This window comes from Variovorax nitratireducens, from assembly GCF_051216545.1.
Classification (GTDB): Bacteria; Pseudomonadota; Gammaproteobacteria; order Burkholderiales; family Burkholderiaceae_C; genus Variovorax.
Genome location: NZ_JBPJZO010000008.1, coordinates 193,528 through 213,246 on the forward strand (window position 1 = coordinate 193,528; position 19,719 = coordinate 213,246).

20 protein-coding genes are annotated in these 19,719 nt (G+C 67.3%); 4 read left to right on the plus strand and 16 right to left on the minus strand.

Annotation, left to right across the window (positions count from 1 at the left end; genetic code table 11):
* Positions 1-3 precede the first annotated feature (3 nt).
* The 5 genes from ACSFA8_RS19205 to ACSFA8_RS19225 all read right to left on the minus strand — a co-directional run bounded on the left by ACSFA8_RS19205 (position 4) and on the right by ACSFA8_RS19225 (position 6,741).
* Entirely contained in the window at positions 4-1,995 is a 1,992-nt protein-coding gene (locus tag ACSFA8_RS19205; RefSeq protein ID WP_435481069.1) for an O-linked N-acetylglucosamine transferase, SPINDLY family protein, read from the minus strand.
* A complete protein-coding gene (locus ACSFA8_RS19210; protein WP_435481070.1) occupies positions 1,992-3,047 on the minus strand; it encodes a mechanosensitive ion channel family protein in 1,056 nt (351 codons plus the stop codon). Before ACSFA8_RS19210 ends, ACSFA8_RS19205 begins: the two co-directional genes overlap by 4 nt.
* Positions 3,044-5,311, minus strand: coding sequence for an FUSC family protein (locus ACSFA8_RS19215; protein WP_435481071.1), 2,268 nt, complete (start codon positions 5,309-5,311; stop codon positions 3,044-3,046). The genes ACSFA8_RS19210 and ACSFA8_RS19215 overlap by 4 nt, the downstream gene beginning before the upstream one ends.
* A 7-nt stretch (positions 5,312-5,318) precedes the next feature.
* The gene (locus tag ACSFA8_RS19220; RefSeq protein ID WP_435481072.1) at positions 5,319-6,326 is read right to left on the minus strand and encodes an inositol monophosphatase family protein; all 1,008 of its coding nucleotides are present in this window, start codon (positions 6,324-6,326) and stop codon (positions 5,319-5,321) included.
* Positions 6,327-6,453: 127 nt separating this feature from the next.
* On the minus strand, positions 6,454-6,741 hold the full coding sequence (locus ACSFA8_RS19225; RefSeq protein ID WP_435481073.1) for a DUF1330 domain-containing protein: 288 nt from the start codon (positions 6,739-6,741) through the stop codon (positions 6,454-6,456).
* 104 nt (positions 6,742-6,845) lie between these two features.
* Between ACSFA8_RS19225 and ACSFA8_RS19230 the strand changes: the two genes are divergently transcribed.
* The 3 genes from ACSFA8_RS19230 to cysE are packed head-to-tail and all read left to right on the plus strand — an operon-like array spanning position 6,846 to position 9,314.
* On the plus strand, positions 6,846-7,703 hold the full coding sequence (locus ACSFA8_RS19230) for a LysR family transcriptional regulator (RefSeq protein WP_435481074.1): 858 nt from the start codon (positions 6,846-6,848) through the stop codon (positions 7,701-7,703).
* A gap of 30 nt (positions 7,704-7,733) precedes the next feature.
* The gene (locus ACSFA8_RS19235; protein ID WP_435481075.1) at positions 7,734-8,501 is read left to right on the plus strand and encodes an RNA methyltransferase; all 768 of its coding nucleotides are present in this window, start codon (positions 7,734-7,736) and stop codon (positions 8,499-8,501) included.
* A 39-nt stretch (positions 8,502-8,540) separates the two neighbouring features.
* A complete protein-coding gene (cysE, locus tag ACSFA8_RS19240; protein ID WP_435481076.1) occupies positions 8,541-9,314 on the plus strand; it encodes a serine O-acetyltransferase in 774 nt (257 codons plus the stop codon).
* A 616-nt stretch (positions 9,315-9,930) separates the two neighbouring features.
* Here cysE and mog read toward each other — a convergent pair.
* The gene (gene mog, locus ACSFA8_RS19245; RefSeq protein WP_435481077.1) at positions 9,931-10,515 is read right to left on the minus strand and encodes a molybdopterin adenylyltransferase; all 585 of its coding nucleotides are present in this window, start codon (positions 10,513-10,515) and stop codon (positions 9,931-9,933) included.
* Positions 10,512-11,168: a ribosome biogenesis factor YjgA gene (gene yjgA / locus ACSFA8_RS19250; protein WP_435481078.1), complete on the minus strand. Its 657-nt coding sequence runs from the start codon at positions 11,166-11,168 to the stop codon at positions 10,512-10,514. The genes mog and yjgA overlap by 4 nt, the downstream gene beginning before the upstream one ends.
* Before the next feature lie 68 nt (positions 11,169-11,236).
* On the opposite strand from yjgA, the gene pmbA reads away from it, so the two are divergent.
* Positions 11,237-12,619: a metalloprotease PmbA gene (gene pmbA, locus ACSFA8_RS19255; RefSeq protein WP_435481079.1), complete on the plus strand. Its 1,383-nt coding sequence runs from the start codon at positions 11,237-11,239 to the stop codon at positions 12,617-12,619.
* Here pmbA and ACSFA8_RS19260 read toward each other — a convergent pair.
* The 9 genes from ACSFA8_RS19260 to ACSFA8_RS19300 form a co-directional block, all read right to left on the minus strand.
* Positions 12,591-13,064: an NUDIX domain-containing protein gene (locus tag ACSFA8_RS19260; RefSeq protein WP_435481080.1), complete on the minus strand. Its 474-nt coding sequence runs from the start codon at positions 13,062-13,064 to the stop codon at positions 12,591-12,593. The two genes, pmbA and ACSFA8_RS19260, sit on opposite strands and share 29 nt — an antisense overlap.
* Entirely contained in the window at positions 13,061-13,513 is a 453-nt protein-coding gene (locus ACSFA8_RS19265) for a GatB/YqeY domain-containing protein (protein ID WP_435481081.1), read from the minus strand. The genes ACSFA8_RS19260 and ACSFA8_RS19265 overlap by 4 nt, the downstream gene beginning before the upstream one ends.
* A 97-nt stretch (positions 13,514-13,610) precedes the next feature.
* Complete coding sequence (rpsU, locus tag ACSFA8_RS19270) at positions 13,611-13,823, minus strand: 30S ribosomal protein S21 (RefSeq protein ID WP_007833691.1); 213 nt, start codon at positions 13,821-13,823, stop codon at positions 13,611-13,613.
* A 229-nt stretch (positions 13,824-14,052) separates the two neighbouring features.
* The gene (locus ACSFA8_RS19275; RefSeq protein ID WP_435481082.1) at positions 14,053-15,285 is read right to left on the minus strand and encodes a BaiN/RdsA family NAD(P)/FAD-dependent oxidoreductase; all 1,233 of its coding nucleotides are present in this window, start codon (positions 15,283-15,285) and stop codon (positions 14,053-14,055) included.
* Positions 15,282-16,049 (minus strand): YaeF family permuted papain-like enzyme, encoded by a 768-nt coding sequence (locus ACSFA8_RS19280; protein ID WP_435481083.1) that lies wholly within the window; start codon positions 16,047-16,049, stop codon positions 15,282-15,284. The genes ACSFA8_RS19275 and ACSFA8_RS19280 overlap by 4 nt, the downstream gene beginning before the upstream one ends.
* A 104-nt stretch (positions 16,050-16,153) precedes the next feature.
* Positions 16,154-17,281, minus strand: a complete 1,128-nt coding sequence (locus tag ACSFA8_RS19285; protein ID WP_435481084.1) for a sterol desaturase family protein — start codon at positions 17,279-17,281, stop codon at positions 16,154-16,156.
* Positions 17,282-17,388: 107 nt separating this feature from the next.
* A complete protein-coding gene (gene cobA, locus ACSFA8_RS19290; RefSeq protein WP_435481085.1) occupies positions 17,389-18,180 on the minus strand; it encodes a uroporphyrinogen-III C-methyltransferase in 792 nt (263 codons plus the stop codon).
* The gene (ybiB, locus tag ACSFA8_RS19295) at positions 18,177-19,082 is read right to left on the minus strand and encodes a DNA-binding protein YbiB (RefSeq protein WP_435481086.1); all 906 of its coding nucleotides are present in this window, start codon (positions 19,080-19,082) and stop codon (positions 18,177-18,179) included. Before ybiB ends, cobA begins: the two co-directional genes overlap by 4 nt.
* Before the next feature lie 68 nt (positions 19,083-19,150).
* Positions 19,151-19,719, minus strand: a 569-nt coding sequence (locus ACSFA8_RS19300; RefSeq protein WP_435481087.1) for a (2Fe-2S)-binding protein, incomplete at its 5' end; no start/stop codon positions are given.

The following is a 19,719-nucleotide window of genomic DNA, read 5'->3' on the forward strand; positions in this document are numbered from 1 at the left end:
CCACTATAGGCCGGGCTGCGGCGCACGCGGTCCGACAACGATGTGATCGGGGTCTTGTCCGGCACGGTATCGGGCCCAGACGGCGGTGTAGGCGTCTTCGAGCTGCCGGGTGCGGGCTTGCGAATCGAACAGGGCGCCCGTGCTGGCGGTGGTCTCCAGCTTGCGCCGGATCTGCGCGAGCCGCGCGCTGTCTTGGGCGAGCGTGACCGCTAGTTCCAGGTATTCCTCCTGGGTATGCGTGATCAGTTCCGGCAAGCCTGCGGCGCTCAGCAAGCTGCCGGCCACGCGCCCGGCAAAGGTGCCGCCTGCGCATGTCAGCAGCGGCAAGCCGACCCACAACGCATCGCTGGCCGTGGCGTGTGCGTTGTAGGGCAGGTTGTCGAGCGCGAGATCGGCGAGCCGCAGGCGGTTCAGGTGCGCATCCAGCCGCTCGACGCGCGCTGCAAAGATGAGCCGCTCGGGCGCAATGCCGCGCTTGGCGGCTTCGGCGCGCAGTCGGGCCTCATGCGCCGGCGATGCGCCCTTGAGCCAGAGCACGCTGTGCGCCACGCGGGACAGCAACTGCATCCAGAGCCCGAAGAATTCGGGCGTGATCTTGTAGCTGGCGTTGAAGTTGCAGAACACGAAGGCATCCGCCGGCAGTCCGGCTTCGGGCCGGGTCATCGGCGACGATGCAATTTCGCGGGTGGCATCGTTCGGCAGGAAGGTGTCGGGCAGGCAGACGATCTTCTCGCTGTAGAACTGGCGATGCGCCTCGGGCACCACGAAGCGATCGGCAATCAGGTAGTCGATGAAGGGGGCGCCCGTGGTGCCCGCAAAGCCGAGGTAGCTGATCTGCACCGGCGCAGGCCGCCAGGCCAGCACGTCGGGCCGCGCGTTGCGCGTGTAACCCATGAGGTCGACGACGATGTCGACGTTCATGTCCGACATCAGCTGTGCGGTGGCGCGGTCGGACAGGGCGTCGGCATCGACGAAACGATCGAAGGCCTGCTCCAGGCGCGCGCGCATCGGGCCGTGGTCGTTCCGGCCGATCGAGATGGCGCTGATCTCGAACGCGTTTCGGTCGTGCAACTCGATGGTCTCGGCCAGCAGAAAGGCCACGGGATGCGTGCCGAAATCCGCCGACAGGTAGGCGATGTGCAGGCGCTCGTTGCCCGGGCGGTGCGCGGCGCACAGCGGCGCGGCGTGCGGCGGGAAGTGCTGCGCGGTGTAGCGCTGGGCCACATGCAATTGCTCCTGCGCGGTCGAAGGCAACGCCAGCAGCTCGAACGGGCCGATGCAGTCCTTGCCGGCCGCGATATCGCGCTGCAACTGCTGCAGTTCCGTGTCGAAGCCGTCCCAGTCGCCGGCGTTGGCCTTGGCGAAGAGCAGGCCGCCACGGGCGAACTCGAAGTCCGGATGCCGCGCGAGCAAGCCCTGGTAGTACGCCACGGCACGGGAAAACTGCCGTGCTTCGATGAGCGCGACGCCATAGTTCTCGAGCACAGTCCGGTGCTTGCCGTCGATGGCCAGCGCCTTGTCGTAGCTCGCGATTTCCGCTTCGTACTGCCCGAGCTTGCCGAGCACCACGCCGTGGTTCAGGTGGGCCTCGAAAGAGCGCGGATTCAGGCGCGCCGCGTGTTCCAGGTGGGCCAGGGCATCGCGGTTGCGGCCCAGGGCCATCAGCGACAAGCCGAGGTCGTGCGATGCCTCGAACAGCGCCGGTGCAAGCTGCAATGTTTTCTGGAACGCCTCGACTGCACCGGCGTGTTGCGCCATCTTCTGCTGCGCCACGCCGAGGTAGTACCAGCTTTCGACCGAGCCCGCGTCGTATTTCAGCGAGGAAGACAGGAACCCGGCGGCGGCCTCGAAGTTCTGGCCTTGCCCCTCGATGTACCCGAGCAACCGCAAGGCGGCCGCCGAATTCTGGCCCTGCTTGAGCAGGCGATTCGCCTCGCGCCGGGCGCCGGCGTGGTCGCCCTGCTGATAGAGCTGTTGTGCGCGTTGCAATGTCATGGTGTCGGTTCCTGCCCGGCGTCGATCCGCAGCTTGGGCAAATGCGCCGGGTGCTCGCGCTGCATGAAGTCGATCAATCCCTCGCGAATGCGGCAGCGCAGGTCGAAGGCAAGCGGTGCCGTGGCGGCGGTGGCCAGCAGGCGCAGCTGCATGGAGCGCTCGGTGGCGTCGGTCACCTGCAGCACGAAGGTGCGGCCGTCCCACTCGGGCGCGGCGCGCACGATGCGTTCGAGCTCGGTGCGCAACGGCGCCAGCGGCATGCCGTAGTCGACGTAGATGAACGCGGAGCCCAGCAACTGTGCGCTGTGCCGCGTCCAGCTCTGGAACGGCTTTTCGATGAAGTAGGTGAGCGGCAGGATGAGGCGACGCTCGTCCCAGAGCTTCAGCACGACGAAGGTGCCGGTGATCTCTTCGACCCGGCCCCATTCGCCTTCGACCACCAGCACGTCGTCGATGCGGATCGGCTGCGCCAGCGCAATCTGCAGGCCGGCGATCAGGTTGCTGAACACCGGCTTGGCCGCGAGGCCGGCCACGAGGCCGATCACGCCGGCCGAAGCCAGCAGGCTGGCACCGACCTGGCGCGCACCCGGAAAGGTCATCAGCATCAGCGAGGCGCCGGCCACCAGCACCATGGTCATGGCGGTGCGCGAAAGCACGTTGGCCTGGGTGTGGATGCGGCGCGCGTTCAGGTTGTCCTGCACATCGGAAGGATGCTGTGCGAGCACGCCCTGCGTGAACCCGCTGATGGCACGAACGGCAAGCCAGGTGGCGGCGGCGATCAGCAGCAGGCCGTTCAGATGGCGCACGCTGGGGATGAATCGCAGGTCGTCCGGCGCGGCCTGCCACACGGCCTGCAGCGCCATCAGCGGTAGCGCCCAGCGCGCGGCGGAGCGGCTCTTGCCGACCATCGCGTGCAAGGCCGGCGTCGAGCGTGTCACGCGCAGCAACAGCAGGCCGCCGAGGCGGTACACCGCCAGCGCCAGCGGCACCACGACCAGGGCGGCCAGCCAGGTGCCGAACCAGGGGTGGCTCGGCAGCATTTGCAGATTCATGGGGCTTCGTTCGCGGTCAGGGTGGGGTCGGGCGTTGCCGGCGCGGGCGCCGACGAGGCCGGTTGCAGGATGCGAGCGGCGTCGTCGCGCAGCTGCGCAGCGATGGCGGTGGCCAGGTCGAGCCGGCGCAGCAGCCAGGGGCTGATGTCGTTGTCGAACGGATCCGGCAGCGGAATGGCGCCGCCGAGCGCCGTTGCCGGCGCCTGGTCGGGCAATGGCGACGGGCCGATCGGCACGCTGCCGATCGCGTCCTCGATACGCACCGCAGTGCGCGCGAGCGGGCCCTCCACTTCGTGCAGCGTGAGCCGGTCTCGGCGCAGCAGCAGCATCGACTTGACCGCGCTGAGTTGTGCGAGCAACTGGTAGCTGTGGGCCTGCAGGCGTTCCAGCGGCTCGAGCGGCGGCTGCACGGCGCGCGGCTCCGACAGCGAGCGTTGCGTTGCCTGTACCAGCGCCGAGAGGCTGTCGAAGGCTTCACGCCGCGCCAGCCGCCACGCGAGTTCGGGGGCGGTGTCGATGGTGTGCAACTGGCCGAGGCCCAGCGCAAGCCGTGCGTGCAGTGCCTGCGCCTTGAGCGTGCGCATCACGAGCGCCGGAACCTGCCCGCGCTCCCACGAGGGCAGCACGTAGCAGAAGGCCCACGCCACGGCGGCGCCGATCAGCGTGTCGGCGATGCGCTCGAACAGCGCAAAGGTCGGGCTCATGCCCACGTTCAGCATGTGCGCCTGCACCAGGCCGAGCACGGTGGCAGCCACCGCGGTGATCAGGTACTTGCGCACCGCGAAGCCGTGCGCCACGGCCTGCGCGCCGGCCACGCAGAGCAGCAGCATCAGCGCCGAAGGGTGCGCCGCGAGCAAGCCGACTGCCAGCACGCAGCCGACCAGCGTTCCGGCCACGCGCGCGTTGCGCCGCTCCAGCGTCTGCGAGAGGCTGCCGCGCAGCACCACCACGATGGTCAGCAGGATCCAGTAGTCGTGCGAACCCCAGGGCATGAGCAGCGCGATGCCGTAGCCCGCCGCGATGGCAAGCGCGGCACGGATCGCATGGCGCAGCGGCGGTGCATCCCATTTCCAGAGCGTGAGAAAGGGTCGCCAAGACCATGCGGTCGGGCTGACGAACAATTGCCAGTTGGCGCGCACCACCGCCAGATCGGGTGCGATCTCGCCGCGCGCGAGCTGGTTCAGGCGCAGCACCTCGTCGTTGATGTGGCCGATGCGGCTGGCCAGGCCGCGCGCCAGCATGGCAGGTGAGGGGCCGTGCTGCGGCAGCGCCTGCGCGTTGTCTTCGGGCATGTGGATGGCCGAGAGCTGCGGCCGCCGGTTGGTCAGCGCGGCAGGGCGGCGGAACATCAGCATCGCATCCGCCAGCGCGGTAACTTCGCGGGCCAGGTCTTCCAGCACGCGGCGCATCTCGGTCAGCGCGCGGGCATGGCCCGGGTGGGCGGTGAGCGCCTCAAGATCGAGCTCGCTGGCCAGGAGGTGGTCGCGCATTTCGAGCACGATCAGCAGCATGCCGGCCAGGCGCTGGCGGCGCGGCGTGCGCGGCGATTCGAGCACGAGGTCGCGCGTGCCCTGGATCTGGTCGGCCAGCGCCGCGGTTTCGCGCAGCAGTTGGCCGAGCAGGGGCGCCGGGGTGTCGCGCACGTCGCTGGTTTCGTCGACCGCCCTGAACTGGCTGGCCTCGGTGCGCATCAATGCGGCCACCGAATACAGCGTGTCGGCGATCAGCTGCACGCGGTAGCGTGCATTGAGTGCCAGATTGGCCAGCGTGGAATACACGATGTACAACCCCGCACCCAGCCCGAAGTGCCAACTGCGCTCGATCGCTTCGTGCAGGCCCGTCGGCGCCGGCGTGGCCATCGAGAAGACCATCGCCAGCATCACGGCAATGGCGATCGGAATGCCGCGCTTGCCCCACGCCATGGCGCTGAACGCGATGAAGGTCGCGGGGATCAGCACCATGCCGAGCCGGATCGGCGCGGTGTGCAGCAACTGCACTGCAAAGAACAGCGGCAGCGAGATCAGCGGCGCCGGCAGCATCTGCCAGAACTTGCCGCGGCGCGGGCTGGGTTGGTCGGGTGGCGACGCCACGATCACGCCGACGGCGGCCGATGCACCCGCAACGGCATCGAGCCAGAGGTGAACGCCACCCGAGATCAGGAACAGCCCGAACGCGACCGACAGGCCGTTCGCCACATAGTGGCTCAGCGCAATCCGCAATGCCGCCCGGGTTCGACGCGCCAGCGGCGTTGTCGCCAGCTGCATTACGCGCTCACTCGGTCGTGGGATCGACCGGTGCCACGGCCTGCGGGCGCACGCGGGTCAGTTTGCGGGGTGCCGTCGCCACCGGGGCGGCGGCCGCGGCTTCGCCATCGGGCTGTTGCACCTCGACTGTGCTGCGGGCGTAGGTGTCCTGGGTCGGGTCGATCGAACGCATGCGGTCGCTCGCGCGCAGCTTGTCGTCCACGCCCGCGAACTTCGAGTACTTGGCCAGCAGCGGCACCAGTTGGCCGTAGATGCGAGGGGCGCCGGCGAGGCATTCGCGTTGTTCCAGGAAGTCGGGCTCGCCGGTGAAATTGCCGATCAGGCCACCGGCCTCGGTCACCAGCAGGGAGCCGGCCGCCACGTCCCACGGGTTCAGCCCGGTTTCGAAGAAGGCGTCGGTGAAGCCGGCGGCCACGTAGGCCAGGTCGAGTGCGGCGGCGCCGGGGCGGCGCAGGCCGGCGGCGCGCGGCATCAGGTCGGCCATGATGGCCAGGTACTGCTTGAAGTTGTCGCCAGTGCGGAACGGAAAGCCGGTGGAAATCAGGCACTCGTTCAGGCGGGTGCGCTTGCTCACGCGGATGCGGCGGTCGTTCATGAACGCGCCGCGGCCCTTGGTGGCGGTGAACAGGTCGTTGCGGCTCGGGTCATAGATCACGGCCTGTTCGACCTTGCCCTTGACCGCCAGCGCGATCGACACGCAGTAGACCGGAAAGCCGTGGATGAAATTGGTGGTGCCGTCGAGCGGATCGATGATCCAGACGTAGTCGGAATCCTTGGCGCCGTGTTCGGCGCCCGATTCCTCGGCCAGGATGCCATGGCCGGGGTAGGCCGTGAGCAGCGTTTCGATGATCACGCGTTCGCTCGCGTGATCCACTTCGGTCACAAAGTCGTTCACCTGCTTCTGCGAGATGCGCACCGCTTCGACATCGAGCGCGGCGCGGTTGATGATGGCGCCAGCGGCGCGTGCGGCCTTGATGGCCACGTTGATCATGGGGTGCAGATTGGGGGACGACATTGGATTGTGAGAAGAACGGGAGGCCGAAGCAGCCTGAGCAATGCGGCCCGGCGATGCGGGCGGCGAACGATGGCCTATTTTCCCATAACCCGCCGGGCCGCACCCCGGGGCGTCGAATCCGGGCCGCTCAGGCGCCTTCGACGATCACGAAATCGGTGTCGGCAACGCGCTGCCGAATTGCCCTGCCGAGCCCATATTCCTCGCTTTGATAGCACGCCCGTGCGGTCGCCACATCGGCGAACTCAACCACCACGTTGCGCTCGCGCGCCACGCCTTCCATGCATTCGAAGGCACCGCCACGCACCAGAAAGCGGGCGCCGAATTTTTCGAAGGCGGGCCGCGCCGCCGCGAGATAGGAGGGATATTCCGCCGCGTTGTGCACCGAGACCCGAACGATCCAGTAACCCTTTGCCATGTCGATCTTCCTTTCATTCATTGGTGGAAAGGAATGCACGATAGTGCTGGCGCATGATTCTGAAAAATGAATAATTGAGATTCAAATCATCCTGAATGGAGAACATGGATCTCGGCGACTTGCTGATCTTCCAGGCGGTGGTCGAAACCGGCGGCGTGACGCGGGCGGCCGAGCGTTTGCATCGTGTGCAGTCCAACGTGACGACGCGCATTCGCCAGCTCGAACAGAAACTGGGTGTAGCCCTGTTCATCCGCGAGGGCAAGCGGCTGCACCTGTCGCCGGCGGGCCGGCAACTGTTGCCCTATGCGCAGCAATTGCTGGCGCTGGCAGCGCAAGCGCGCGAAGCGGTGTGCGACGGCCGGCCACGTGGCCCCCTCGTGTTGGGCGCCATGGAAAGCACAGCAGCCGTGCGGTTGCCGGGGCCGCTGAGCGAGTTCGTCGGGCTTTATCCCGAGGTCAAGCTGACATTGAAGACCGGCAACCCGCAGCAGCTCGCTGCCGCCGTGTTGGCGGGGCGGATGGACGCAGCATTCGTTACCGGGCCGATTGCAGAGGGGCCTTTCGAGCGGGTGCCTGTGTTCTCGGAAGAACTCGTCATCGTCGCGCAGGCCGGGCATGCGCCCATCGGCAAGGCACAACAACTGCTGCCGCCAGCGATCGTGGCTTTCGAACCTGGGTGCCCGCATCGGGCTCGTCTTGAGGCCTGGTACGCAAGGCGCGACGGCATGCCATTGCAGATCATCGAAATCACCTCGTACCACGCCATGCTGGGCTGCGTGGCGGTCGGCATGGGTATTTCACTGGTGCCGCGCGGCGTGCTCGCCACTTTTCCGGATCGTGAACGCCTGAGCCTGCACCCACTGCCGCGTGGCGAGAACCGCGCCTCAACCGATCTGATCTGGCGGCGCGGCGCGTTGTCGCCCAAGATCACGGCGCTGCTGCAGTTGTTGAAGCCGGCCTGAGCCTTGCCGGGGCTGAGACAATTCGCGCCCATGCGCACCCGTTTCATCCTGATCCAGACCAGCCATGCCGGCAATGTCGGTGCTGCTGCGCGCGCCATGAAGACCATGGGTTTCGGCGACCTGGTGCTGGTGGCGCCGCGCTGGGCCAACGTGCTGCGGCGCGAGGAAACGATCCAGCGCGCCAGCGGGGCGCTCGACGTGCTGGCCAACGCGCGCATCGTCGAGACGCTCGACGAGGCGCTCGACGGCATCACTCACCTGTGCGCCACTGCGATGATCTCGCGCGACTTCGGCCCGCCCACACGCACGCCGCGCGCACACCTTGAGCCGCTGGCGCAAGGCGACGACCAGCATGTGGCGTTCCTGTTCGGTTCCGAGCGCTTCGGCATGCGCAACGAGGACGTTTACCGCTGCAATGTGGCGCTGAGCATCCCGGCCGACGCGAATTTCGGCTCGCTCAATCTTGGTGCGGCGATCCAGTTGATTGCCTACGAGTGGCGGCTGGCACTGGGCGGTTTCGAGGTTCGCGATGCCGCGCCGGCCCAGCCTCCCGCCGATGCGCAGGCCGTGGCCGGCATGCTCGCGCACTGGGAGCGGTCGCTGGTGCAGATTGGTTTTCTGGATCCGGCCGCGCCCAAGAAGCTGATGCCGCGGCTGCAGCAACTGTTCAACCGGGCCCAGCCAACGCCCGAGGAAATCCACATCCTGCGCGGCATTGCGAAGGCGATGGTCGACCCGCACCGCCCGGCGCCGCAGGCTGAACCCGCGGCGCCAGCAGGTGATGGCGGGGCGCTATAGACTCGTTTCCCCATTTCGATATCACCGAAACAACCGACGATGTTTGCCCGCCTGCGTTCCGACATTCAGTGCATCCTCGAGCGAGATCCGGCTGCCCGCTCGGCCTGGGAGGTGCTCACGCTGTACCCGGGCTTGCATGCGGTGGTGCTGCACCGGCCCGCGCACTGGTGCTGGCACCACGGGCTGCGCTGGCTTGGCGCTTTCATCGCGCACTTTGCGCGCTGGATTACCGGCATCGAGATCCATCCGGGCGCGAAGATCGGCGAGCGTGTGTTCTTCGACCACGCAATGGGCGTGGTGGTGGGTGAAACCGCCGAGATCGGCGATGGCTGCACGATCTACCAGGGCGTCACGCTGGGCGGCACCTCGCTCTACAAGGGCACCAAGCGCCACCCTACCTTGGGCCGCGACGTGGTGGTCAGTGCGGGCGCGAAGGTGCTGGGCGGTTTCACGGTGGGCGATGGCGCGCGCATCGGCGCCAACGCGGTCGTCATCAAGCCGGTGCCGGCTGGTGCGACGGCGGTGGGCATTCCGGCGCGGATCATTCCCGGCCCGCCGGCGAAGCGTGAATCGGCTGGCGGCCGCGAGACCTTCCTGGCCTATGGTGTGACGCAGAGCGACGATCCGCTGTCGCTTGCCATGCGTGGGTTGATCGACAACGTTTCGTCGCAGGAGCATCAGATCGCGCTGCTGTGGCAGGCGATCGAGACGCTGTCGGCAGGGCGCGGGCAAAAGTCTGACTGTGTTCCCTCCGATGCGGCGCGCGACGAATGCTTTGAGGCGGAGAAGTTGACGCAGCTTGTGGGCAAGTAGCTGGGTTGCTTTACGGCTCTGGTTTAGTTCCAACCCCCTGGCCTCCTAGCTTCCTAGCTTCCGGGCTTCCTGGTCCCTGGTGGGAGCGCCCGGTGAGCGGTACGGGCTGGCCGACCCTGCTGCGCCGGCCGCTTCGCGGCTGCCCTGCGGTGCTCGCGCTTTGCGGGGTCTCGCAGAACTCGCTTCGCTCAGACAGCTGCGAGCCCTGATCCGCAAAACGCTGCGCTCCTCGGCGGCGCAGAAGGGTCGGACAGCCCGTACCGCACACCGGGCTTGGGGTTGTGCGAAGGTCGCGCCTTGCTGATGCATTCCGGGTGCATTCCGGATGCAACCCCAACGTGTCCACGTCGGTGGGTGGTATGCGCTGGGGCGGCCGTTGAGGCACCGCCGAGCAGCGCAGCGGCAGGCGGATCAGGGCCGCGTGCTGTTTGAGCGAAGCGAGTTCACGCGGACCCCGCCTGACGCGAGCAGCGCAGGGCAGCCCGAAGGGCCGGTGACGTCGGCCGCCCCAGCGCATACCGCCCGCCGACGCACCCCCGGCCGCATACTTCCCCCGCACCGCCAACGCACCCCAGACCGCCTACTTCCCACGCACCGCCGACGCCCCCCAAACCGACTACTTCGCGCGCACCGCCGACTTGGGCCTGAACGCCTTGCACACCTCGTCATGCGTCTCGAGGTACGGCCCGCCGATCAGGTCGATGCAGTAGGGCACTGCGGCGAATATGCCGGGCACTACCTGCTTGCCTTCGGCGTCCTTCAGCCCTTCGAGCGTCTCCGCGATGGATTTCGGCTGGCCTGGCAGATTGAGGATCAGGCTCTGGTCGCGGATCACCGCCACCTGACGCGACAGGATCGCGGTCGGCACGAAGCGCAGGCTGATCTGGCGCATCTGCTCGCCGAATCCGGGCATTTCCTTGTGCGCCACGGCCAGCGTGGCCTCCGGCGTCACATCGCGCACAGCTGGGCCGGTGCCGCCGGTGGTCAGCACCAGCGAGCAGCCGGCGTCGACCAGTTCGACCAGTGCGGCGCTGATCGCTGATTGCTCGTCGGGAATTAGGCGCGACTCGAAGGCGATCGGGTTCTGCAGCGCACGCGTGAGCCACTCCTTCAGCGCCGGCAGGCCCTTGTCTTCGTAGACGCCAGTGGATGCGCGGTCACTGACCGAGACGATGCCGATGCGCACGGCATCGGCGCTCATGCGTCGTCCTCGCGCTCCTGCTCGGCCGCTTCCGCGGCATGGTCAGCACCGCCATGCACCGCCAACTGCTCGCGCACCAGCTGGAACACGTCGCGGTAGGCCTTGGCCTGGCGTGGTGCTTCGCCGGGCGTGCCGGCCTTGATGTCCTTGCGGGCCTGGCGCACCAGCGCGCGCAACTGCTGCGCGTCGGTGGCGGGGTGCGTTTCGATCCAGCCGCCCAGGGCATCGTCATCGGCGATGAGGCGGTCGCGCCAGCGCTCGGCCTCGTGCAGCATCGCGGTTTCCTCGGCCGGTGCGCGGTGCTGCTCGGCCAGCGCGGCGCGCACGGTGTCGAGCGTCTCGGCATCGAGCTTGCGCATCAGCTTGCCGATGAACTGCATCTGGCGGCGCTTGCCTTCGAAATTGGTGATGCGCTTGGCCTCGGCCACGGCGTCGACGAGCTTTTCGTCGAGCGGCAGCTTGTCGAACAGGCTGGCGCGCAACGCGAGCAGGTCTTCGCCGAGCTTTTGCAGCTCGGTGCTTTCGCGCTTGAGATCGGTTCGGCTGGCATCGTCCGTGCCTTTGAGCTCGCGCTTGAGTTCAAGGTCGAGTTCACTGCCTTCGGCCACGAACTCGCCGCGGACGAAATAGCCTTTTTTGGGTTTGCGGGACATGGGGCAGACGTGGGGATAAGAGGGGTCGCGCCATTCGACACAGGGGGCGCAAGTATCATAGCCACTACATGAAGACATCTCCGAAGACATCTGCGGCGCGCGCCGAAACCGGCTTTGCCTACAGCCGCCCTTTCTTTGAAAACCTGGTCGATACGGCCCTGGCCCATGCCAAGAAGCTCGGTGCCACGGATGCCGGCGCCGAAGCCTCCGAGGGTTGCGGACTCAGCGTGTCCGTGCGCAAGGGCGAGCTCGAGAACGTCGAGCGCAACCGCGACAAGTCGCTCGGCATTACGGTCTACGTGGGCCATCGCCGCGGCAATGCGAGCACCTCCGATTTCTCCGAAGCGGCGATCGCACAGACCGTGCAGGCCGCCTACGACATCGCCCGTTTCACGGCCGAAGACCCGGTCGGCGGCTTGCCCGACGAGGCCGACATCGTCACGAAGCAGCCCGAACTCGACCTGTTCTATCCCTGGGACGTGACGAGCGAACAGGCGGCCCAGCTCGCGCTCGAGTGCGAGGCGGCCGCGCTCTCGACCGACAAGCGCATCACCAACAGCGAAGGCGCCGGGGTCTCGGCCCAGCAAAGCCATTTCTTCAGCGCGCACACGCACGGTTTCCGCGGTGGCTACGCCAGCTCGCGCCATTCGATTTCCGTGGCGCCGATCGCCGGCAAGGGCGACGACATGCAGCGCGACGCCTGGTACAGCTCGATGCGTTCGGCCGACGAACTGGCCGCGCCGGCCAAAGTGGGCCGGTATGCTGCCGAGCGCGCGCTGAGCCGCCTCAAGTCGCGCAAGATCAAGACCACCGAATGTCCGGTGCTGTTCGAGTCGCCGCTGGCGGCGGGCCTGCTCGGCGGGCTGGTGCAGGCCGTGAGCGGCGGTGCGCTGTACCGCAAGAGCAGCTTCCTGCTCGATTCGCTCGGCAAGCAGGTGCTGCCCAAGCACATCGACGTGGCGGAAGACCCGCACGTGCTGCGCGGCAAGGGCAGTGCGCCGTTCGACGACGAAGGCGTGACCACGCGGGCACGCAAGGTGATCGATGCCGGCCGGCTCGAAGGCTATTTCCTCAGCACCTACTCGGCACGCAAGCTCGGAATGAAGACCACTGGCAATGCCGGCGGCTCGCACAATCTCACGCTGCGCTCGCGCCTGACGAAGGCCGGTGACGATCTCGATGCGATGCTGGCCAAGCTCGGTACTGGCCTGTTCGTGATCGAGCTGATGGGGCAGGGCGTCAACTACGTGACGGGCGACTACTCCCGCGGCGCCAGCGGCTTCTGGGTCGAGAAGGGGCGCATCGCGTTCCCGGTGCAGGAGATCACGATTGCCGGCAACCTCAAGGACATGCTGATGGGCATCGAGGCGGTCGGTGCCGACGCCTACAACTACGGTGCCAAGACCACCGGTTCGCTGCTGGTCAACCGGATGAAAGTGGCTGGGAGCTGACGAGCGCGGCCCTGACCCGCTCGATCACCCGCAGGTAAGGGCTCGCGAAGCCCTCCGGTGCTTCGTCCGGCGCCAGCCAGCGAAAGCGGAACACCAGGCCATCTTCCTCGGGGCTGCCGACCGCCACATGGTCGAAACGCTCGGGCAATGGCGCGTGGCTGCGCATCAGGTACAGGTGCCACAACTGCGGGTGGGCGCGCGCGTTGCCTTCGATGCCGGCATCGCAATGCCGATCCATGGTGCCCAGCGCCTGCAGTTCGCCGTCGTACGCGATGCCTGATTCCTCCAGCAACTCGCGCCGCACCGCGTCCTCGGGCGTTTCGCCGCGTTCCACCGTGCCCTTGGGCAACTGCATGCCGCCGTCGGCCGGGTGGTCGAACACCAGCAGCCGGCCGCGCGCATCGACCAGGCAGGCGCACGCCTTGAGGATCGGCCGGGCCGTCATGCAGCGCCGGAGAGCGCCGCCTTCACCGCGGCACTGACCTGGCCCATATCGGCCTTGCCCGCGAGCCTGGCCTTGACCGTGCCCATTACCTTGCCCATGTCGCCCGGGCCCTTGGCGCCGAGTTCGGCCACGATGGCCTGCACTTCGGCCGCCACCTCGTCGGCGCCCAGGCGCTGCGGCAGGTAGACCTCGAGCACCTTGATTTCTGCCGCTTCCTTGTCGGCAAGATCGACACGGCCGCCTTGCGTGAAGGCCGTGACCGAGTCCTTGCGCTGCTTGACCAGCTTGTCGACGATCGCCACGACCATCGCGTCGTCCAGCTCGATGCGCTCGTCGACTTCCTTCTGCTTGAGCGCGGCCAGCAGCAGGCGGATGGTGCCCAGGCGCTCCGAATCCTTGGCGCGCATGGCGGTTTTCATGTCTTCGGTGATCTGTTCCTTGAGGCTCATGGTCTTCTTCTTTCTTTTCGGCGGACAAAAAAACAAAAGCCGCGGCAGGTTTCCCCGGCGCGGCCCGTAGCTGCCGGCTCGTGCCGGCAAATGCTGCTTAGTACAGCTTCTTGGGAAGCTGCATGCTGCGCACGCGCTTGTAGTGGCGCTTGACGGCAGCGGCCTTCTTGCGCTTGCGCTCGGCGGTCGGCTTTTCGTAGAACTCGCGGGCGCGCAGGTCGGTCAGCAGGCCGAGCTTTTCGATGGTGCGCTTGAAGCGACGCAGTGCGACGTCGAAGGGCTCGTTTTCTTTAACGCGGATGGTGGTCATTGATGAATCGTTGAACTGAATTTGGCTCGGGGAGATCGAGGCCCCGGGCCGGGGTTCCTCAACTGAAAATCTTGTGGCCGTTGAGGGGAGGCCGAAGTTAGCCCGAGATTATAGCCCACCCTAGTCTTCGCGCACTTCGTGTCGCTACGCCAACCCCTTCGAGGGGCAACACCAGCGGCCCGGCGAAGCCGGTTCCGCGGTGTTTCCGGAAAGATTCAGGTGGGCGCCGTCATAACGCTTGGGCACAGGCATGGGCGCTGGCCCAGGCCCACTGGAAGTTGTAACCACCGAGCCAGCCGGTCACGTCGACTACCTCGCCGATGAAATACAGGCCGGGTTGCTGCTTCGATTCCATCGTCTGCGACGACAGCTCGCGGGTGTCGACGCCGCCGGCCGTGACCTCGGCCTTCTTGTAGCCCTCGGTGCCGGCCGGGGTGATCTGCCAGCGCGCGATGCGCTCGGCCAGCGCGTTGAGGGCGCGGTCGGCGGCCTCGTTGATCGGGCGCTGCAGCGCGGCGTCTTCGCCCACCCAGGCATCGGCCAGGCGCGAGGGCACCAGCGTCGCCAGTTCATTCGCAATGCGCTTGCGTGAACGCGCCTTGGCGTCGCCGAGCGCTTCTGCCACGTCGGTGCCCGGGGCGAAGTCGATCGTGAGCGGCGTGCCTTCCTTCCAATAGCTCGAGATCTGCAGCACGGCCGGGCCCGAAAGGCCGCGGTGCGTGAACAGCAGGTCTTCGTGGAAGGCCATGCGCTCTTTCTTCGCGCCGGTTTCGATCTGCACCGGCAGTGCGAGTCCGGCAAGGCCCGCATAGGGTGCCCAGCCTTCTCCGGCAAAGGTGAGCGGCACCAGCGCCGGACGCGGTGCAACGACGTTAAGGCCGAACTGGCGCGCGATGCGGTAGCCGAAGTCGCTGGCGCCGAGCTGCGGGATCGACAGGCCTCCCGTGGCGATCACCACGCGAGCCGCCTCCACAGGGCCTCGACTGCTATCGATCTGATAGCGGCCTGTACGCGTCTCGCCTTCGGTGGAGTCCGAAAACGCCAAGGAACGCACGCTGCACGGCTGCCAGTGGGCGACGCCGCCTGCGGCGCATTCGGCCAGCAGCAGGTCGATGATCTGCTGCGACGGCCCATCGCAGAAGAGCTGGCCCTTGTGCTTTTCGTGATGCGCGATGCCGTGCCGGTCGACCAGCGCGATGAACTGCTGCGGCGTATAGCGCGACAGCGCCGAGCGGCAGAAATTCGGGTTCTCGCTGACGAAATGCTTCTGCGGCGCGCGCGGGTCGAGGTCGCGGTTGGTGAAGTTGCAGCGGCCGCCGCCCGAGATGCGGATCTTTTCGCCGATGCGCTCGCTGTGGTCGATCAGCAGCACCTTCAGCCCGCGCTGACCGGCCTGCGCGGCGCAAAACAGTCCGGCGGCACCCGCGCCGATGACGACGACGTCGAACGAGGTGGCGCTCAACGCGTGGTCGCGCCGTCCGCCGTGATGATCGGCGGCGGGTTGTATTTGAGGTGGCCCACGTAGCGAAGCGGCTGGGTGGCGGGAATCGACGGCACGTCGCCCTCGCGCATGTGCAGCAGGTCGGCCGGACTCACCCAGCGCGGGTCGGCTGAGGTGATCGGCAGGCCGGCCTGGTTGTAGGCCTCCAGCACGAATTGCGAGCAGAAGAACTGGTCGTTGCGGCTGCCGCCCAGTTGCACCATGGCCATGCCGCTGACGCAGAAGTTGCTGACGGCAGACGGGATCAGCGGCAGCTCGCAGACGCGGCGGTTCAGAACGAAGGGCGCGTCGAGCAGCACGCCGACGGTGTTGTAGCGGGTGCCGACCTGCGACAGCGCCCAACTGCGCAGGCGCTCGACATGTTCCGCGTCGATCCCCGGGGCGCGAAATGCCACCACCATTTGCTCTTCGGCGATCACCTCGTCGAGGCTGCGCGCCCGCACGCCGCTGCCGACCGCTTCGGCGATGCGGCCGTCGCCAAGATACAGCACGGCATGGCTCACCGGCGAAAAAGTACCCAGGCGGATGCCGAAGGAGTTGAGTGTGGCGACCGAGGTCAACAGGATGTCGCCCGGCTGCAGCGCCGAAGCCGCGACCAGTTCACCGCCGTTGCCCGGCGCAATCGCCGAGCTCTGCACGCGCAGGCCCAGCTTCGTGTCTTTCACCGGCAGCTCGACGCGCGAGGCGCAACCAACCAGGGCAAGCGCCATGGCGGCGAGTGCCATGTGGGAAACGCCGCGGAGCCGGCTTCGCCGCGCCGCTGGTGTCGCCCCCGGCGAGGGGGTTGGCGAGGCGACACCAAGTGCGCGGAGCCTGGGAGTGGGCAACATCATCCTTTCCACACGAACGGAAACTTGAGCTGCTTGAAAAAGCCGTTCGGGACGTAGTCGCCGACCACGCCGTACCGCTCGGGCCAGAGCTTGGTGCTCTTCACGGCCGTGCCGAACAGGTAATCGAGAAAGGCGTAGTGCGCTGCGTAGTTCTTGTCGATCGCCTCGTCATCCTGGCTGTGGTGCCAGTGGTGGAAGTTCGGCGTCACGATGATGTAGCGCAGCGGCCCGAGCCGCACGCTCACGTTGCAGTGGTTGAACACTGCCTGGAAGCCGACGATCACGATGTACGCATCGATCACCTCCTTGCTGAAACCGAGCACGTAGATCGGCGCCAGCACCAGCGTGCGGGTGATCAGCAGTTCCAGGATGTGCTGGCGCGAGCCGGCCATCCAGTCCATGCTCTTTACGCTGTGGTGCACGGCATGCAGGCGCCACAGCAGCGGCACCTCGTGGTAGCCGCGGTGCGTCCAGTACTGAACCAGGTCGGCCACCAGCACGATCAGCAGCACACCGGCCCAGAACGGCAGGTCGGCGATCCAGCCGCGAATGCCGTCGTTGGCGGCCCAGCCGAACAGCTTGTGCACCAGCAGGTTGGTCGCCAGCAGCACGAAGCCCACGATCATGTGGTTCACGATGAAGTGGTGAAAGTCCGTTTGCCACTCGGCGCGGAACACCGGCTGATCCCGGCGGTGCGCGAACAGCTTCTCGATGAAGATGAAGATCAGCGAGGAGCCGAGCAGGTCGAGGATGAACCAGTCGAGCCCGATGTAGGGCGTGTTGTCCGGGAAGTTCGGATCCACGTCCACCTTGTGGCCGCCGAGCAGCGCGGCCGCCGCCACCAGCAGGAACGCGAACGACGAGAGCCAGCGCGAACGGTTGAACAGGATGTTGACCAGCGCCAGCCCGCCCGCGATCACCAGCGCCGTGAGCAGCACGTAGCGCATCGCATCGACGTTGTAGCTCTTGCGCAGCTCGGGCGTGGTCAGGTACTGTGGAAAGTGGAAGGCCAGCACGCCCAGAAAGCACAGGATCGCCAGACTCAGCGCGATGGTGCCCGTGACCAGGCCCTTGCCGCGCGCCAGCTCGCCATGGCTGGCGGTGAATTCGTTGAGTTTGTCGAGCATCCCGGCCCTCGTCGCGTTGTTGTTTGAACTGCCCGGGATTTTAGGTGGCTGTCGGACGTATCCGACAAGCTCTGACCGGCCATTCGGCCAGTTTCGTTCGATGGGTTTCAGGTGCCGAAGCGGCCCGCCGGCAGTTCTGCGGCGGCCAGGCCTTGCAGCACATCGCCCACCACGATCACCGAAGGACTTGCAAGCCCGGCTTCGGCGATGCCGGCCTGCAGCCGGGCCAGCGTGGTCACGATGTGGCGCTGGTGCGGCAGGCTCGCATGCTGGATCACGGCCACGGGCGTGGCGCCCGGCAGGCCGTGCAGCAGTTCGGCCTGGATGTGGCCGGCGCCGGCCACGCCCATGTAGATCACCAGCGTGAGCCGTGCGTCGCGCGCGGTGGCAGCCAGCGCGCGCCAGTCGGTCGGGTCTTCGCCCGCGCCGGCGCCGGTCTTGGCATGGCCGGTGACGAACACCACGCCCTGCGCGTGGTCGCGGTGCGTGAGCGGCACGCCGAGCGAGGTGACGGCCGCGAGGCCGGCGGTGATGCCGTTGACCACGGTGCATTCGATGCCCGCTTCGCGCAGGTGCTCCACCTCTTCGCCGCCACGGCCGAAGATGAACGGGTCGCCACCCTTCAGGCGCACCACGGTTTCGCCTTCGCGCACGGCCGTGATCATGAGTTTTTCGATGAAGGCCTGGGGCGTGCTCCTGCAGCCGCCGCGCTTGCCCACGTGCACGATGCGCGCATCGGGACGGGCATAGCCGAGGATTGCGTCGTTCACCAGGTCGTCGACGAACAGCACCGTGGCCGCGTGGATCGCCTTGACGGCCTTCAGCGTCAGAAGCTCCGGGTCGCCGGGGCCGGCACCAACAAGGGTGCAAGTGCCGCGGTGCGAAACCAGTTTGTTCATAGCCGTGCTGCCAATTCGAGTATGTGTTGCACCTGCTGCGCGATGGCCGCCGGCACCGGCAACTCGCCGGCCAGCACGCGGCGCGTGTAGCCGGCCGTGGTGTCGATGTCGATTTCCTTCGGCAGGCCTTCCACCTCGGCGAGCGTCCCGGACTGTTGCGCCTGCAGGGCGATATGTTGGCCTCGCACGAAGCCGTCGACCTGCGCCGTGCGGCGCGGGTCGGCCACGCTCTCACCTTCGAGGCCGCGCGAGAGCAGGGCGGTCGTGCCGGTGAGCTCGAAGGTCGCAGCCATTGATTTCGCGTACTCGGGATGGGTGTAGCTCGCGATCACGATACAGGGGCCGTCGGTCGGCTGCATCAGCTTGACCACACTGTGCGCCGGGTTGCGCAAGCCCACCACGCGGCGCACGTCGAGCAGGCGCTTCAGGCCCTGGCTCAGCAGTTCGGTCGGCGCGAATGCGACTTCGCCATTGGCTATCTTCTGGAGGGCTGTCAGCGGCCGCACATCCAGCGCCGCGAGCACATTCGATGCGAGAACCCGGGTCGATTCGGTGGCCGCGCCATGCACCAGCACCGGCAGCCCTTCGCGTGCCAGCAACAGGGCAAGCAGCGGCGTCAGCACCGGCAGCTTGCGTGCACCGTTGTAGCTGGGCAGCACGATCAGCGGGCGATCACCGGCCGGCAACCGGTTCAGGCGCGCATGGGTCGCATCGAGGAAGCCGGCCATTTCTTCGGGGGTTTCGCCCTTGATGCGCATTGCCAGACAGAAGCCGCCGATTTCGAGATCGGTCACGCTGCCGTCGAGCACCTGGCCGAACAGGTCGGTCGCCTGTTCGCGCGTGAGCGACTTCGCGCCGCGTGCGCCGCGGCCGATTTCCTTGATGTATTGACTGATTCCCATGGGTGCGCGGATTGTCCCGCAAGGCTTATGCCGAAATCCGAACCCGCTTATGCCGGCCAGGGCTGCTCTCATGGCGCGGCCTCCGCCGCTTCGGGGGCGGAGGCACGCACCATGCGCTGCAGTTCCGGAATGCAGGAGCCGCAATTGGTGCCGCATTTCAGCGCGCCCTGCAGTGCGGCGAGGCGCTCGCGGTCGCTGCCGATGCAGCGGGTGAGCTGTTCGCCGATGGCTGTTTCGGTTACGCCGAAGCAACTGCAGATGGTCTTGCCGCGCGCGGCAATGCCGGCCGGCGCAGTCGCGCCCGGACGCAGCAACTGACGGCCGTAGGCTTGCGCGGGCAACTGATCCTGCAACAGGGCCTTGATCCATGCCTCGGCGCGCGTGTCGCCGCCCAGCAGGAAGCCCTCGAGGTGCGCCTCGGGCCCCTCGCCGCTGGTGCGCACCAACCGCGCCGCGCGTCGCTGGCCGTGCCGGACGTCGGCGTAGCGCAGGGTATCGGGGCTGGCGAGGCCCAGCAGCTCCTCGATCTGCTGCAGCAGCGCGTCGGGCACTGCTTCGTGCGCCGCAGCCCTGAACAGCACCCCGGTGCGCTCGACCGCCCCACTGGCCAGCGCCGCCCCGGTGCCGAAGGGCACGC

Bases quoted from the DNA above. Each gene is read 5' to 3' on its own strand.
- ACSFA8_RS19205 (WP_435481069.1), bottom strand. From the start codon at position 1,995: ATGACATTGCAACGCGCACAACAGCTCTATCAGCAGGGCGACCACGCC.
- ACSFA8_RS19210 (WP_435481070.1), bottom strand. From the start codon at position 3,047: ATGAATCTGCAAATGCTGCCGAGCCACCCCTGGTTCGGCACCTGGCTG.
- ACSFA8_RS19215 (WP_435481071.1), bottom strand. From the start codon at position 5,311: ATGCAGCTGGCGACAACGCCGCTGGCGCGTCGAACCCGGGCGGCATTG.
- ACSFA8_RS19220 (WP_435481072.1), bottom strand. From the start codon at position 6,326: ATGTCGTCCCCCAATCTGCACCCCATGATCAACGTGGCCATCAAGGCC.
- ACSFA8_RS19225 (WP_435481073.1), bottom strand. From the start codon at position 6,741: ATGGCAAAGGGTTACTGGATCGTTCGGGTCTCGGTGCACAACGCGGCG.
- ACSFA8_RS19230 (WP_435481074.1), top strand. From the start codon at position 6,846: ATGGATCTCGGCGACTTGCTGATCTTCCAGGCGGTGGTCGAAACCGGC.
- ACSFA8_RS19235 (WP_435481075.1), top strand. From the start codon at position 7,734: ATGCGCACCCGTTTCATCCTGATCCAGACCAGCCATGCCGGCAATGTC.
- cysE (WP_435481076.1), top strand. From the start codon at position 8,541: ATGTTTGCCCGCCTGCGTTCCGACATTCAGTGCATCCTCGAGCGAGAT.
- mog (WP_435481077.1), bottom strand. From the start codon at position 10,515: ATGAGCGCCGATGCCGTGCGCATCGGCATCGTCTCGGTCAGTGACCGC.
- yjgA (WP_435481078.1), bottom strand. From the start codon at position 11,168: ATGTCCCGCAAACCCAAAAAAGGCTATTTCGTCCGCGGCGAGTTCGTG.
- pmbA (WP_435481079.1), top strand. From the start codon at position 11,237: ATGAAGACATCTCCGAAGACATCTGCGGCGCGCGCCGAAACCGGCTTT.
- ACSFA8_RS19260 (WP_435481080.1), bottom strand. From the start codon at position 13,064: ATGACGGCCCGGCCGATCCTCAAGGCGTGCGCCTGCCTGGTCGATGCG.
- ACSFA8_RS19265 (WP_435481081.1), bottom strand. From the start codon at position 13,513: ATGAGCCTCAAGGAACAGATCACCGAAGACATGAAAACCGCCATGCGC.
- rpsU (WP_007833691.1), bottom strand. From the start codon at position 13,823: ATGACCACCATCCGCGTTAAAGAAAACGAGCCCTTCGACGTCGCACTG.
- ACSFA8_RS19280 (WP_435481083.1), bottom strand. From the start codon at position 16,049: ATGGCACTCGCCGCCATGGCGCTTGCCCTGGTTGGTTGCGCCTCGCGC.
- ACSFA8_RS19285 (WP_435481084.1), bottom strand. From the start codon at position 17,281: ATGCTCGACAAACTCAACGAATTCACCGCCAGCCATGGCGAGCTGGCG.
- cobA (WP_435481085.1), bottom strand. From the start codon at position 18,180: ATGAACAAACTGGTTTCGCACCGCGGCACTTGCACCCTTGTTGGTGCC.
- ybiB (WP_435481086.1), bottom strand. From the start codon at position 19,082: ATGGGAATCAGTCAATACATCAAGGAAATCGGCCGCGGCGCACGCGGC.